This window comes from Burkholderia sp. Z1 (assembly GCF_014893795.1).
In the GTDB taxonomy this organism is placed as follows: domain Bacteria; phylum Pseudomonadota; class Gammaproteobacteria; order Burkholderiales; family Burkholderiaceae; genus Burkholderia; species Burkholderia theae.
In genome coordinates this window covers 1,723,620-1,736,304 of record NZ_JACFYL010000002.1, presented here as the reverse complement: position 1 = coordinate 1,736,304, position 12,685 = coordinate 1,723,620, and the positions used below count along the sequence as shown (strand labels likewise).

General features: G+C 68.0%; 12 protein-coding genes. 5 read left to right on the top strand and 7 right to left on the bottom strand.

Annotated elements, in window-relative coordinates; translation table 11 throughout:
• Nucleotides 1-154: 154 nt before the first annotated feature.
• On the bottom strand, nucleotides 155-1,039 hold the full coding sequence (locus H3H55_RS24805; protein ID WP_193100606.1) for a LysR family transcriptional regulator: 885 nt from the start codon (nucleotides 1,037-1,039) through the stop codon (nucleotides 155-157).
• Nucleotides 1,040-1,254: 215 nt separating this feature from the next.
• On the bottom strand, nucleotides 1,255-2,190 hold the full coding sequence (locus H3H55_RS24800; RefSeq protein ID WP_193100605.1) for a helix-turn-helix domain-containing protein: 936 nt from the start codon (nucleotides 2,188-2,190) through the stop codon (nucleotides 1,255-1,257).
• Nucleotides 2,191-2,277: 87 nt separating this feature from the next.
• Here H3H55_RS24800 and H3H55_RS24795 point away from each other — a divergent pair, with 87 nt between their 5' ends.
• Both H3H55_RS24795 and H3H55_RS24790 read left to right on the top strand, forming a co-directional pair.
• Entirely contained in the window at nucleotides 2,278-3,717 is a 1,440-nt protein-coding gene (locus H3H55_RS24795) for a cytochrome P450 (RefSeq protein WP_193100604.1), read from the top strand.
• A gap of 188 nt (nucleotides 3,718-3,905) precedes the next feature.
• A complete protein-coding gene (locus H3H55_RS24790) occupies nucleotides 3,906-4,211 on the top strand; it encodes a panthothenate synthetase (RefSeq protein ID WP_193100603.1) in 306 nt (101 codons plus the stop codon).
• Nucleotides 4,212-4,283: 72 nt separating this feature from the next.
• Here the strand turns inward: H3H55_RS24790 and H3H55_RS24785 are convergent, their stop codons facing one another.
• Nucleotides 4,284-4,667: a hypothetical protein gene (locus H3H55_RS24785; protein ID WP_193100602.1), complete on the bottom strand. Its 384-nt coding sequence runs from the start codon at nucleotides 4,665-4,667 to the stop codon at nucleotides 4,284-4,286.
• A 146-nt stretch (nucleotides 4,668-4,813) separates the two neighbouring features.
• Complete coding sequence (locus H3H55_RS24780) at nucleotides 4,814-5,614, bottom strand: helix-turn-helix transcriptional regulator (protein WP_193100601.1); 801 nt, start codon at nucleotides 5,612-5,614, stop codon at nucleotides 4,814-4,816.
• 124 nt (nucleotides 5,615-5,738) lie between these two features.
• Between H3H55_RS24780 and H3H55_RS24775 the strand changes: the two genes are divergently transcribed.
• Nucleotides 5,739-7,145 (top strand): APC family permease, encoded by a 1,407-nt coding sequence (locus tag H3H55_RS24775; protein ID WP_193100600.1) that lies wholly within the window; start codon nucleotides 5,739-5,741, stop codon nucleotides 7,143-7,145.
• A 64-nt stretch (nucleotides 7,146-7,209) separates the two neighbouring features.
• On the top strand, nucleotides 7,210-8,319 hold the full coding sequence (locus H3H55_RS24770) for a P1 family peptidase (protein WP_193100599.1): 1,110 nt from the start codon (nucleotides 7,210-7,212) through the stop codon (nucleotides 8,317-8,319).
• Nucleotides 8,320-8,448: 129 nt separating this feature from the next.
• Here the strand turns inward: H3H55_RS24770 and H3H55_RS24765 are convergent, their stop codons facing one another.
• A complete protein-coding gene (locus H3H55_RS24765) occupies nucleotides 8,449-8,661 on the bottom strand; it encodes a hypothetical protein (RefSeq protein WP_047903348.1) in 213 nt (70 codons plus the stop codon).
• Between the two features lie 137 nt (nucleotides 8,662-8,798).
• Nucleotides 8,799-10,982 carry an FUSC family protein gene (locus H3H55_RS24760; RefSeq protein ID WP_193100598.1) on the bottom strand — a complete coding sequence of 728 codons (2,184 nt, stop codon included), beginning with the start codon at nucleotides 10,980-10,982 and terminating at the stop codon, nucleotides 8,799-8,801.
• Between the two features lie 201 nt (nucleotides 10,983-11,183).
• On the opposite strand from H3H55_RS24760, the gene H3H55_RS24755 reads away from it, so the two are divergent.
• Entirely contained in the window at nucleotides 11,184-12,131 is a 948-nt protein-coding gene (locus tag H3H55_RS24755) for a LysR family transcriptional regulator (protein ID WP_129514827.1), read from the top strand.
• A 106-nt stretch (nucleotides 12,132-12,237) separates the two neighbouring features.
• Here the strand turns inward: H3H55_RS24755 and H3H55_RS24750 are convergent, their stop codons facing one another.
• Nucleotides 12,238-12,540 carry a DUF4148 domain-containing protein gene (locus tag H3H55_RS24750; RefSeq protein WP_193100597.1) on the bottom strand — a complete coding sequence of 101 codons (303 nt, stop codon included), beginning with the start codon at nucleotides 12,538-12,540 and terminating at the stop codon, nucleotides 12,238-12,240.
• Nucleotides 12,541-12,685: the final 145 nt, after the last annotated feature.

The window sequence follows — 12,685 nt, the reverse complement described above, 5'->3', positions numbered from 1 at the left end:
CCGGGTGGAACGCGCGGAGCGGCCGGCAGGCAGTGCGGCAAATCGAGGCGGGAATCCATCCGGCGGGCAACATGGCGACACGCAATCGAAAGAGTGACGATGCCGCCAAGTTAACACGCGCAAGCAACAGGAATAATTGTTAATTATCGGGTGTTCAATGAGAAATTCTCATCGATGACGCGGTGACTTCGGCAGCCAGCGCACGCGCGAAACGCTCGGCCGGACGCGACCGATGTTCGAGCAGCACGACCGCGCGCCCCATCTGCGGCTGGCCGAACGGCAAGCGCGTGACGGGCGGCAGGCGCGCGAGCGTCGCATCGGGGAGCGCGACGATCGCCGCGCCGAGCCCGCGCGCCACCATGCGCGCGATCGTTTCCGCGCTGTCCAGCACCATCTCTTCGCGTACGCGCACGCCGATGCGGCGCAACTCGGCGGCGATCATGCGGCCGGCCCACGCCTGCGCGTCGAAGCGGATGAACGGCAGCGCGTCGAGCAGCGTGCCCGCGTCGCGTTCCGCATGGTCCGGCGGTGCGAGCAGCCAGAAGCGATCCTCGTACAACGTGGTCCACGTCAGTTCGGCCGGATGCGGGCGCACGGGGCGCGTCGTGATGGCCGCATCGAGTTCGCCGGCCGCGACGCGGTTCGCCAGCTCGGCCGACATGCCGGCCGACACGTGCACGCGCAGCGACGGATGCGCATCACGCAACGCGAGCAGCGCGTCGGGCAGCGGGCCGGACAGCGCGGTCTGGATCGCGCCGATCCGTAGGCGGCCGACGAGCTTCTTCTCGTCGCTCAACGCATCGGGAATCCGGTCGACCATCGCGAGCACCTGCTCGGCCTGCGCGAGCAGGATGTTGCCGGCCTCGGTCAGCACCGGCTGCCGGCGCGAACGGTCGAACAACTGCACGTTGTATTCGCTTTCGAGCGTCTTGATCTGCAGGCTCACCGCCGATTGCGTGAGCCCGATGGCTTCGCCGGCGCGCGCGAAGGTCCGGTATCGGGCGATCGCGACCAGCGTTCTGAATGCACGTAGTGACATGGACGAAATGACGTGGGAAGCCGAATGGGCAACGGACGGCAGGCAGGCGGATTATTCGCGCCCATCATGCCCGTGCGGGTCGAAACGGGCAACCGGGGTGAGTAGTGCAAGTAACGGCGGGGCAGGTTCAGCGACACGGGAGGCGCTGTGCCGATCCGCGCTCGCTTCGACTATCGATGAAGGTCAGGACGACGCTTCGGAACCCGGCCGCCGTGTCATACCCACAGCCGATACATCCAGAACGACTCGTCGTCGATGAAGCGTTGCGTGAATTCGCTCGGCGAAAACCCCGTGATGCGTTTGACCTCGCGGCTCAGGTGCGCCTGGTCGGCGAATCCTTCGTCCAGCGCCAGCGTGGCCCAGTTGAAGGCGGCACCGGCTTCGAACCGGTCGCGTGCCGCGAAGAACGCGCTTTCCGTCCTGACGAGCGCCTGCCATTCGCGCAGCGATCGGCCGCTGTAGGTCTTGATGCGCCGTTCGACCTGACGCGGGCTGTGCGTGCCGCGCCATTCGCGTGCCTGCAGCGCGAGGCGTTCGACCCAGCTGCGTCCCGCGTTGCGGAGCGACGACAGCGGCGTCGCGGGCCGCAGCGCTTGCCAGCGCGGCGCGAGATGGCGGTCGATGGCCGCCAGCACGTCGGCGTCGCGATCCGCGCCGATCAGTGCGTCGAGCAGCGGGTGCCAGTCGCGGCCGAGGCACGCGTGTGCGTCGAGTACGCGGTCGTGGATGTCCGGCAGCGCGATGCCGAACAGCGTACGCGCGGCATCGGCGGTGAAACAGATCATGCCGATCAGCCCGCCCGTCGGCGCCCACGCGACGGTGGGAGCCGAATGGCTGCCCGACAGCGTCGCCGCCGAGCCGAACGGGCGCCATTGCGGGCCGTCGGCCGTGCGTTCGACGAAGCCGGCGTCGAGATCGCGGTACCACGATACGCAGACGAGCGGCGTGGCAGGAAAGTGCGAGAGCCGCTGCGCGTCGCTCAACGCGAAGCCGCGCGTGTCGTACAGGACGATCGCGACCACCGCGCCCTGCAGCGCGGCCGGTGCGGGATGCAGCCGCGCATGCGGCGACCGCCCGCCGCTCGCGACACGGGGCGCGCGCGCAAGCGGATCGGGGCATGACGGCGGGATCGATGGCGGTCCGGAGAACATGACGCCGGAGTATAGGGACCGTCCGGATGCGTGTCGATGTCGTTTGCGTTCAAGACCGCCGGCTCGCCGCCGCGGACAATCCGGCGCATGAACACACGAATCTCTTCCCAATGTCCATTCCATGCGGGCACCGCTGCGCCGGCGCCCGTGCTTCACCCGCCCGGCGTATGGCCGCCGGGGCCGCGCGCCGGCCTGACGGGTTGGGGGCTGCTGCGCGCGATGTCGCGCGACCTGATCGGCACGCTGGCCGGCTGGCAGCGTGCGTACGGCGACGTCGTGCACTTGCGCGTGCGGCCCGAGCACGCGGTGGTCGTGACCGATCCGGCGCTCGTGCGCGAACTGCTGGTCACGCATCACGATGCGCTCGGGCGCTGGGAGCGCGCGATCCGCGTATTCGGGCAGGTGCACGGCCACAGCGTGCTGGTCGCCGAGGGCGATGCGTGGCGCGACAAGCGGCATGCGCTGCAGCCGAACTTCATGCCGAAGCCGGTTCAGGCGTTCGTTCCGGCGATCGCGGCGACGGCCGGTCATGCGCTCGCGCAGTGGCCCGCACGCGATCCGGACTGGCCGATCGAAAGCGCGCTGACGTCGCTGGCGATGGACGTGATCATGCGCACGATGTTCTCCGAAACGATCGGCGACGATGCGCGCGCGGCCGAGGAGGCGGTGCGCGTGGTGAGCGCGGCGGCCAACGCGGCGTTCTACGTGCCGGCAAGCGCGCCGGACTGGGTGCCGTGGAAGCGCGCCAAGGTGCGGGCGATGGCGGTGCTGAACGAGCTGATCGACCGGCAACTGCATATGCGCCTCGACCGGCCCGAGCATACGTGGCCCGACGATCTGCTGTCGCGCCTGTTGCGGCTGCATCGGGCGGACGCGCGGAAATGGCCGCTGCAGGCCGTGCACGACGAATGCGTGACCGCGTTCCTGGCCGGCCACGAGACGACGGCCGGCGCGCTGACCTGGTGGGCGTGGTGCATGGCCACGAATCCGGCGATGCAAGCCGCCGCGCGCGACGAGGTGTCCCGCGTGCTGGGCGGTCGCGCGCCGTCCGCCGAGACGCGCGCTTCGTTGCGCTACCTGACGCAGACGCTCGACGAAACGCTGCGGCTGTATCCGTCCGCGCCGATCCTGATCAGCCGGCGCGCCGCGCGGCCGATCACGCTGGGCGCATGGCAGTTTCCCGCGCGCACGCTGTTCATGCTGCCGCTGCAACTGATGCAGCGCGATCCGCGATGGTTTCCGGAGCCCGATGCGTTTCGTCCGGAGCGCTTCGCGGACGATGCGCCGGCGCTGCCGCGCGGTGCGTACATGCCGTTCGGCACCGGCCCGCGCGTGTGCCTCGGGCAGCATCTGGCGATGACGGAGATGACGGTTGTGGCCGCAATGATCCTGCAGCGTTATGTGTTGTCGGTGCCGCCCGGCATGACGCCGCCGCGCGAGGTGCTGAACGTGACGCTGCGGCCGGAGCGGGCGTTGCATCTGGCGATCGCGCCGACGGGGCTGACGGCCGATACGGTCTCCGCATGATGGCGGCATGAGCGGTCGATTCGCCCCGGCCTGCATCGCACGAGCGATGGCCGTTCGCGCGACGCGGTGTCATCGAATCGTCGGAATGTGAATGCGTGCCGGCAACTGCCTGCGGCGCCACTGGCGCGACGTCGCGCAGCACCTATGCTTGAAGGGCCCAAGCCGGGCGGAGCCCAAGGAGGATGGTCATGCGCATGCTTCTCAACATACGAATCCCTCACGAGCCGTTCAACACGCTGGTGCGCGACGGCAGCGTCGGTGACGTGATCTCGCGAATACTCGAAGCGGTCAAGCCGGAGGCTGTGTATTTCACGGAGCAGAACGGCGGGCGCGGCGCGGTCGTGATCGTCGATCTGGATGACCCGTCGCAGATCCCGGCGCTCGCGGAGCCGTGGTTCCTGATGTTGAATGCAGACTGCGAGTTCCGCGTGGTGATGCTGCCGGACGATCTCCGGAACGCCGGGCTCGCGCAACTCGGCGCGAAGTGGCGGTAGCAGGGCGCTGCGCATGACCGTGCCCCTGCCCGAAAACCGGGCGGGCGGCATGGCGCGGCGTTCGCGCGCCGGCTATGGCGCAGTCTGTGACGGCTCGACGTTTGCCGCTTGCCTGTCTTTCGGCCGCAGCAGCAACAGCAGGCCGCTCAGCGCTGCCGCACCCAGGAAAATGAAAAAACACCGTTCGTTCCACGCGGCCAGGCTGTCGGGCGCAACGCCGCCGGCACTCCCGGCCGCGGCACCCGCTTCCAGCAGGAACGTGAAGACCGCCGGCACCGGCGCGGAACCGAGGTAGGCGAGGAACGCGAACTGCAGCCGGCCGCGCGTCAGGATCGACCAGACATCTTTTCCCATCAGGCAGGCGACCAGCAGCAGCGGTGGCACGAGCACGATCGATGCGGCGCTGATGGCGCACAGAAGCAACCAGCCAAGTCCGACGAGCGGAATGAGCGACATGAATCGGGATTCCTGTTTCCGGGCAGTCTCGTTGTCGACGGAACATCCGTATGTACTTCAACGGATGACCACGGCATGCGGCGATTCACGGATATTGCACGATTCCGCGCGCGTTGCCATCCGTCTTTATCGATGTGTCGACGCGCTCATCCCGCCGCGTCTTCCCCGAGCGCCTGGATGAATCGCGAAAACAGCTCGGGCTGTGACGAGATTCCAAGCTTCGCGTAAAGATGCCGCCGGTGCACCTTCACCGTTTCCGGTGAAATCGCGAGCCGCTCGGCAATCGCCTTCGACGAATTGCCGCGCAGCACCATTCTCGCGATCGACATCTCGCGATCGGTCAGTACACCCGCGCCGAAGCGTGCGAGCGCCTGCTCGACGCGTGCGCCGAGATCGGCGTCGGGCGTCACGCGCGCGGTATCGCCCACCAGCCGCCAGTGCTGCCGGATCGTCGCGAGCACCCACGGCATCGCGGCCGTCAGCTTGCCGAGCGGCTCGACGTCGAAGCGCGCGGCCGCGCCGAGCGACAGCGACAGCAGCGTGTCGGGGTTCGGCCGCACCAGGATCTGGATCTCGTCGTCGCCGACCGCATCGCGGAAGTAGCTGAGGAAATACTCGCTCTGCCGGAACAGGTCGGGCGCGACTTCCTCGAGCCGGTAACAGCCGTCGGCGAGGCCGTCGTGCGCGGCCTGCAGGAACGGGTCGAGCAGATATAACCCGTTCAGGTAAAGCGGCACCGGCGATGCTGTGTCGGTGCCACCCGTGTCGTATTCGTCGAGCACGACCGGCACGCCGTCGCGGCCGACCGCGGTCGCGAGCGCATTGTCGAACGGCGCCATTTCATTGAGCAGCAGCACCAGGAACCGCCAGAAACGCGGCTGGCCGAGATGATCGATTGCCCGGCCAAGCGCCTGGTGCATCGCGATTTCGGAAAAGAGACGATCCATACCACCACCGGAAAGGCGTAACACGAAGGGGGAATAGCGGTCCTGAAATTGGCTTCCTAGACTGCCACGCAATCAGTCGGGCCCGAGTATGGGCGTTCAAAAAAGTGCAGCACAGGAGAACGAAATGGCGATGATGTCGGAATCGACGGGCACGCTGCAAGCGACGCCTGCAACGGAAGACGCGCCGCGCGCGCTGTCGCAGACGCTCAGCGTGCGCGATGCGGTGATGATCACCGTGTCGGGCGTGACGCCCGCAAGCTCGATCTTCGTGATCGCGCCGTTTGCGATCCAGCAGGCCGGCAGCGGCGCGGTGCTGTCGTTCCTGCTCGGCGGCGTGCTCGCGCTCGCGTTCGCGCTCTGCTATGCGGAGCTCAGCGCCGCGCACCGCAGTGCGGGCGGCGAGTACGTGATGGCCAAGCGCGTGTTCGGCACGCTGCCGGGCTACCTGACCTTCATCACGGTGCTGTCCGTCAGCGTGTTCATCCCGGCCGTGCTCGCAAGCGGCGCCGCGCCGTACCTGAACAACGCACTCGGCACGCACTTCAGCAACCAGTCGGTCGCGCTGACGATCGTGCTGCTCAGCTACCTGCTCGGCATGCTGAACATCAAGACCAACGCGTGGATTACCGGCGCGTTCCTGGTCGTCGAGATCGGCGTGCTGATGCTGATCGCGGGGCTCGGTTTCGGCGCGCTGCATCGCGGCGCCGACGTGTTGATCGCGCCGGTCGTCGCGAGCGGCAACGCGCTCGTGCCGGCGACGCTCGCGGCCATCGTGCCCGCGATCGGCACGGCGATCTTCTGCTACAACGGCTTCGGCTCCGCCGCCTATCTTGCCGAAGATCTGCGCGGCGGCAACCGCAACGTCGCGAAGGCCGTGATCTATTCGCTGCTCGTGATCCTCGTCGTCGAACTGGTGCCGCTCACCGCGATCGTGCTCGGCGCACCTTCGCTGACCGAACTCACGAAGAGTGCCGACCCGATCGGTTATGTCGTGCGTTCGCTCAGCAACCCGGCCGTGTCGCGTGTGGTCAGCGCCGGAATCTTCCTGTCGGTGTTCAACGCGATCATCGCGATCGTGATCACGATGGGCCGCCTGCTGTACAGCAGCGGCCGGCACGCGCTCTGGTCGCGCACCTGCAACCGTGCATTCTCGACGATCCATCCGCGCCTGGAATCGCCGTGGCTCGCGACGATCGCGCTCGCGGTGCCGTCGGCGGGGCTCGTGTTCGTGTCGAGCCTGGACGAACTGACCGCGTTCACGGTCGACCTGCTGCTGCTGATCTATCTGGTCGTCGGGCTGGCCGCGCTCGCGAGCCGGTTCGTGCGCCGCGACGTCGAACATCATTACCGGATGCCGCTGTGGCCCGTGACACCGCTCGTCGCGGTGGCGGGCGCCGCGTACACGCTATACACGACACTGGCGACGGCGACGAAGCCGACCGACCTGATCATCATCGCGGGGCTGCTGGTCGCCGCGCTCGTGATGTATGTCGTCTGGGCGCGTCACAGCGAAGCATTCCGCGCGCTCTGAACGAAGGATCGACACCGAGCAACACCGAAACACCGAACCATTGAAAGACTGGAGGAATTGCATCATGCGCACGAGGGATCTCGGCATTCGCATCGGACTCGGCACACCGGGCCGCTTCAACGCGATCACGGACGTTCCGGGCGTGCGGGTCGGACATTGCACGCTGAACGTCGAGAACGGCGACGCATCGATCCGCACCGGCGTCACCGTCATCGAGCCGCGCGCGGGCTCCGCGCACGATTCGCCGTGCTTCGCGGGCGTGCACGTGCTGAACGGCAATGGCGACGCGACAGGGCTCGAATGGATCCGCGAGGCGGGCCTGCTGACGACGCCGATTGCCTATACGAACACGCACAGCGTCGGCGCGGTGCGCGACGCGCTCGTCGCGAACGAGCGTGAAGCGGCGGCCGGCCGCGTGTACTGGTGCATGCCGGTCGTGATGGAAACCTACGACGGGCTGCTGAACGACATCTGGGGGCAGCACGTGAACGCCGCGCACGTGCAGCGTGCGCTGGCCGCCGCGCAGTCGGGGCCGGTCGCCGAAGGCGGCGTGGGCGGCGGCACCGGCATGATCTGCCACGAGTTCAAGGGCGGCATCGGCACCGCGTCGCGCGTGGTCGCGGCCGACGCGGGCGGCTGGACCGTCGGCGCGCTCGTGCAGGCGAACTACGGCGTGCGCGACATGCTGCGCGTCGCCGGCTACCCGGTCGGCGAAGTGCTGCGGCATGTGCATTCGCCATTCCGCGCGCCCGACGCGGCAGGCGAGGCCGGCATGGGTTCGATCGTCGTCACGATCGCGACCGACGCGCCGCTGTTGCCGCACCAGTGCACGCGTCTGGCGCAACGCGCAAGCGTCGGGCTCGCGCGCGTCGGAGGCGGCACGGAGGATTCGAGCGGCGACATCTTCCTTGCGTTCGCAACGGGTAATGACTGCCTGCCGGCGGCGAACTACGGCAGCAAGGGCGCACCGACCACCGGCGTGAAGATGGTCAACAACGACCATATTTCCGCGCTGTTCGTCGCGGCGGCGGAAGCGGTGGAGGAAGCGATCGTGAATGCGCTGGTCGCGGGCGGCGACGTCGAGTCGCGCGGTGCGCGGGTCGAAGGGCTCGGGCCGGCGCGCTTGCTGGACGCGTTGCGGGAAGTCGGCTGGCGGCCGGGGCGCGGCGCCTGAAACGGCAAGCGCCGCTTCAAATGAAGCGGCGTGAGGCGGGGCGGCGATGCGGCGATCGGCCGGCACGCCGCCCGCCCGCGGAGTCGATGCGGGCGAAGCGGACCTGGCCGTGACGACGCGGCGTCATGCTCAGCTGCCGAAGTAGATGTTGCAGAAGCTGACGGGGCCGACACAGGCGTTCGGGTCTTCCTGCTTCGATTGCGCACGATCGACGCGGCCTGCAGCCTTGACGGCTTCGGCGCGGTTCGCCTGTTGCTGTGCGACGTCTGCCGGCGCCGGCTGCGCGTGGGCGACAGCAGCGGTGAGCGACAGGGCAACGAGGGCGAGGTGCAGCGGCTTCATTTTGGTTTCTCCTGGGTGGATGCCAGTCTCGCTGGCAGTGAGGAAACTATAGGCTCGCACTGCTTAAAGATTAATCACCGCGGCTGTAGAGCTTATTTCCAATCGGAACAAGGATCCCGTTGCGTACGCACCGATGTTCAGTGCCGGTGCCGGTTGAACGGCGCGTCCTTGTCCAGCAGCGCGCTGCGCATGAAGTGCAGGCAGCCGACGATCCGCTGCATGCTGCGGCGCGCGTCGGGCACCGCGTACCACGCCTGCAGCGTGTGCTGCGCCGCGCGGATCGCGAGATTCACCGATTTCAGCGTGCGCGCGTGATGGCCGGGTGTCGGATCGTCGAAGAAGCGCGGCAGTTCGTCCAGCACCGCATCGATCGAACCGGTCCAGCGCAGCGTCTGCGGCGGTTTCGATGCGCAGAACGCGTGCAGTTCGTCACGCAGGTCGATGACCGCGTGGCCGACCTCGAGCGTCGACAGCATCCAGCGCAACGCGTCGCGGTGCTGCCGCGTGCGCCGCACGAGCAGCATGCGCAACTGCGCCATCAGGTCGTGCGTGCTCGACTGGAAGCGCTGCGCGAGGCCGTCCGGCGCACCTTCGCATGCAAGCGTGACCTGACGGCGCAGGTCATGCGCGATCCGGCCCGTGAGCCACGGCATGTGGGTGGGGAACACGACGGCGAACACCAGCGAGCACGCGAGCATCGCGACGACGATCGCCAGCCCGTTGTTGATCAGCACCTCGGGCGTATATGCGATTGCGTTGTCGGGGCCCGCGAGCAGGCAGAAGAACACCGCGAAGCCGATCCCGTAGCCGGACAGGCCCGACCGCATCGCGAGAAACGCGCCGAGGCCCAGCACCGGCGCGAGTGTCGCGCACAGCAGCGGGAGGCCGTCGATGTTCGGATACACGTAGCACAGGAACAGGTAGCCGACGGCGGTCGCGAAGGCCGCGCCGACGCCCATCTGCGCGACGAACTTCGGCGCGCGCGGAGACGTCGAGCTGAGCGCGCAAGCGATCGCGGTGGCGATCACCGCGAGCGAGCCGCTCGGCCACTCCGACGCGATCCAGAACGCACTCATCGCGCCGACGGCGACGACGGTGCGCAGGAACGCGAAGCCGACGAAGAACGAATTGGTCTTCACCGCGTAATGCGTGACCGAGCGCTCGAACGCGTGATCGTCCTGGTCGAGCGACGCGTAGGTGTCGGCGTAGCCGAGATATTCGCCAATGAAGCGGTACAGCAGCTCGATTGCGGTATCGAAGTCGAGCAGCCCGCCGGCCGCATGGTCCTCGAGGTTCCGCCGCGACGCGCGCGCGGCCTTCGGCAGCGCACTGTGAAAGCGGCGCAGGTCGAGCAGCGCGCCAGTGGCCGGCGCGTTGCCGCGCTGCCGCTCGTCGCGCAGCGCGGCGAACCGCAGCGCGAGCGCGTCGACGTGCGGTGCGAGCGCGTCGAGCACCGCGTCCGAGCCATTCGCGCGCAGGCGCTTGACCAGCTGGTGCAGCGCATGCAGCCGCGTACATGCATTCATGAACTCGCTGTTCAGCCGCGCGAGCCGGCGGCTGCGCGCGCGGATATGTGGATCCTCGAACGACGCGAATGCGCGGTTGGCCTCGAAGCCGACGATATCGTCGACGAAATCGGCGAAGCGCCGCTCGAAATCGCCGCGTGCGACGTCGCCTGCGAGCGCGCCGGCCGTGAAGGCCGCGAACGTCGCATGGCGCGCGCTCAGCGAGCGCATCAGCGCCTTCGCGGAACTGAGCGGCAGAATCAGCGCGCTGACCGCGCCCGAGCACGCGATGCCCAGCGCGACTTCCGCAGCGCGCGTGAGCGCGGACTGGAACAGCGTCTGCGGCGTCATCACTGCCGGCAGGCCGATCAGCGCGGCCGTGTAGCCGGCGAGCACGAACCCGTACCAGCGGAAGTGGCGGTTGCGCACCGCGAGCGCGATGCAGCCGCCGATCCACAGCGTGAGGCCCGCCATGTACAGCTCGGGCTGCTGCGCGAACAGCCCGCCGAGCGCGAGCGCGGCGACGAGGCCGGCCGCCGTGCCGAGCACGCGATAGAAGCTCTTCGCGAACACCATCCCCGACAGCGGCTGCATCAGCACGAACACGGTCGTCATCGCCGTGCGCGGCTGCGACATCTCGAGACGCATCGCGATGCCCATCGCCAGCAGCGCGGCAAGCACGGTTTTCGCGAGGTGCAGCCAGATCAGCCCGTCGCTGGCGGCCCAGTCGCGCGCCGCGTCGCCGAGCGGATCGAGCCATGTCCTCCATCGTGCCGGTTCGATGGAAGGTCGCTCGATCGCAGGTTGTGGCTTCATGAAAAGAGGGGGCCCGTACGTCGCCCGGCACGGTGCCGCGGCTTGTCCGAACGGGTCCGTTCGACTGGTGAGGCGCCGATTGTAGGAGTGCGGCGCCCGCGCATTAACGCAGCTGCGGGGAAACGATAGTTGCAGCCGGCGTAACAATCTGTCGCATCCCGTGGAGGAAAATAGCGGCTCCGCTACAGGTTGCTCACAGGAATGGATACGCTACAAAACATGCGGGTGTTTACGCGCGTCGTCGAGACGGGTAGCTTCACCGCCGCCGCGCAATCGCTGAATTCGACGACGGGCGCGATGTCGCGCGCGGTGTCGGAGCTCGAGGCGCGCCTGCGCACCCGTCTGATGAATCGCTCTACGCGCCGCCTCGCGCTCACGTCGGCTGGCGAAAGTTATCTGCGGCGCTGCCGCCAGATCCTCGCCGACGTCGACCGCGCGGAAGAAGAGGCGAGCTGCGCGCACGAGCGCCCGGCCGGCGTGCTGCGCATGCACAGCTTCGCGAGTGTCGGTCATCACTATGTGTTGCCCGCGCTGACGCGCTATCACGCGCAGTTCCCGGACGTGTCGATCGAGCTGTCGCTGTCGCAGCGCATGCCCGATCTGTTCGACGGCACGAGCGACATGGCTGTCGTGGCCGCGTCGTCGCTGCCCGATTCGGAACTCGTGTCGCACCTGCTCGGCTCGACGTTCAGCATCCTGTGCGCGTCGCCCGACTATCTGAAACGGCACGGCGTGCCGACCCGTCCGCAGGATCTCGCCGCGCATGCGTGCCTGACGCTTAGCACGCCGGCGTTCCCGACGCACGAGTGGGTGCTCGAAGGGCCCGAAGGCGTCGAGCAGATCCACGTCGCCGGGCCGGTGCAGACCAATACGGCCGAATCGCTCGCACTCGCGATCCGCGACGGCATCGGGATCGGCATGCTGCCGCTGTACTCGGCGATCGACGCGCTGCACGACGGCACGCTCGTGCGCGTGCTGCCCGCGCATATCCTGCAGAAGATGAACGTGTATGCGCTGTATCCGTCGCGCCGCTTCGTCGACGCGAAGGTGCGGACCTGGGTCGAGATGCTGCGCGCGCAGGTGCCGGGGATGATCGCGCGCGACGTCGAGATGCTGAGCGCGATCGACCGCGAACCGCAGGCCGCCTGACGCACGTCGGCGCGTTGCCGCACCAATGATTTCTTCTTCAAGAAAAGGCGATTCGCGCCTCGCTCGCGGCACATCATTCACGCGGGCGGGGCGCTTCGTCACGCCATCAAAGCGCGGGCTTCGCCGCCGCGCCCGATTCGGTGGCCGGCTCGCCGGCCGGGCCGTAGGCGGCCTGCGCGGCTTTCTGCTCCGCGAGACGCTTTGTCTGGAGTCGCTCCTGCGCCGCCATGATGTCCTCCGGATAATTGCCGACTTCACCGCGCGCCGGGTTGAAGCCCACCGACTCGAGATCGATCAGTTCCTGCAGCACCTGCGCGCGCGTGACGGGCGACTTCGGCGACTGGGCGAACGACAGGGCCGGTGCGACAAGCAGGACGGCAGCGGCGGCGGTAACGACGAGCGATTTCACGAGGTTCTCCTGGGTACGGGGTAGGTGGCCGGGTCGACGCGCGATGCGTGACCCTGACCTTCGATGGCAGTCTACGCAGCGCCCGCGCGCGTAAAAACCCCGATTCCAGGCAGGCTGCCTTCCAGATGGAACAACATTGGCGCAA

What these genes read in the sequence shown, in the direction of transcription:
- H3H55_RS24795 (WP_193100604.1), top strand. Translation starts at nt 2,278, where the DNA reads ATGAACACACGAATCTCTTCCCAATGTCCATTCCATGCGGGCACCGCT.
- H3H55_RS24785 (WP_193100602.1), bottom strand. Translation starts at nt 4,667, where the DNA reads ATGTCGCTCATTCCGCTCGTCGGACTTGGCTGGTTGCTTCTGTGCGCC.
- H3H55_RS24800 (WP_193100605.1), bottom strand. Translation starts at nt 2,190, where the DNA reads ATGTTCTCCGGACCGCCATCGATCCCGCCGTCATGCCCCGATCCGCTT.
- H3H55_RS24765 (WP_047903348.1), bottom strand. Translation starts at nt 8,661, where the DNA reads ATGAAGCCGCTGCACCTCGCCCTCGTTGCCCTGTCGCTCACCGCTGCT.
- H3H55_RS24755 (WP_129514827.1), top strand. Translation starts at nt 11,184, where the DNA reads ATGGATACGCTACAAAACATGCGGGTGTTTACGCGCGTCGTCGAGACG.
- H3H55_RS24770 (WP_193100599.1), top strand. Translation starts at nt 7,210, where the DNA reads ATGCGCACGAGGGATCTCGGCATTCGCATCGGACTCGGCACACCGGGC.
- H3H55_RS24775 (WP_193100600.1), top strand. Translation starts at nt 5,739, where the DNA reads ATGGCGATGATGTCGGAATCGACGGGCACGCTGCAAGCGACGCCTGCA.
- H3H55_RS24790 (WP_193100603.1), top strand. Translation starts at nt 3,906, where the DNA reads ATGCGCATGCTTCTCAACATACGAATCCCTCACGAGCCGTTCAACACG.
- H3H55_RS24805 (WP_193100606.1), bottom strand. Translation starts at nt 1,039, where the DNA reads ATGTCACTACGTGCATTCAGAACGCTGGTCGCGATCGCCCGATACCGG.
- H3H55_RS24780 (WP_193100601.1), bottom strand. Translation starts at nt 5,614, where the DNA reads ATGGATCGTCTCTTTTCCGAAATCGCGATGCACCAGGCGCTTGGCCGG.
- H3H55_RS24760 (WP_193100598.1), bottom strand. Translation starts at nt 10,982, where the DNA reads ATGAAGCCACAACCTGCGATCGAGCGACCTTCCATCGAACCGGCACGA.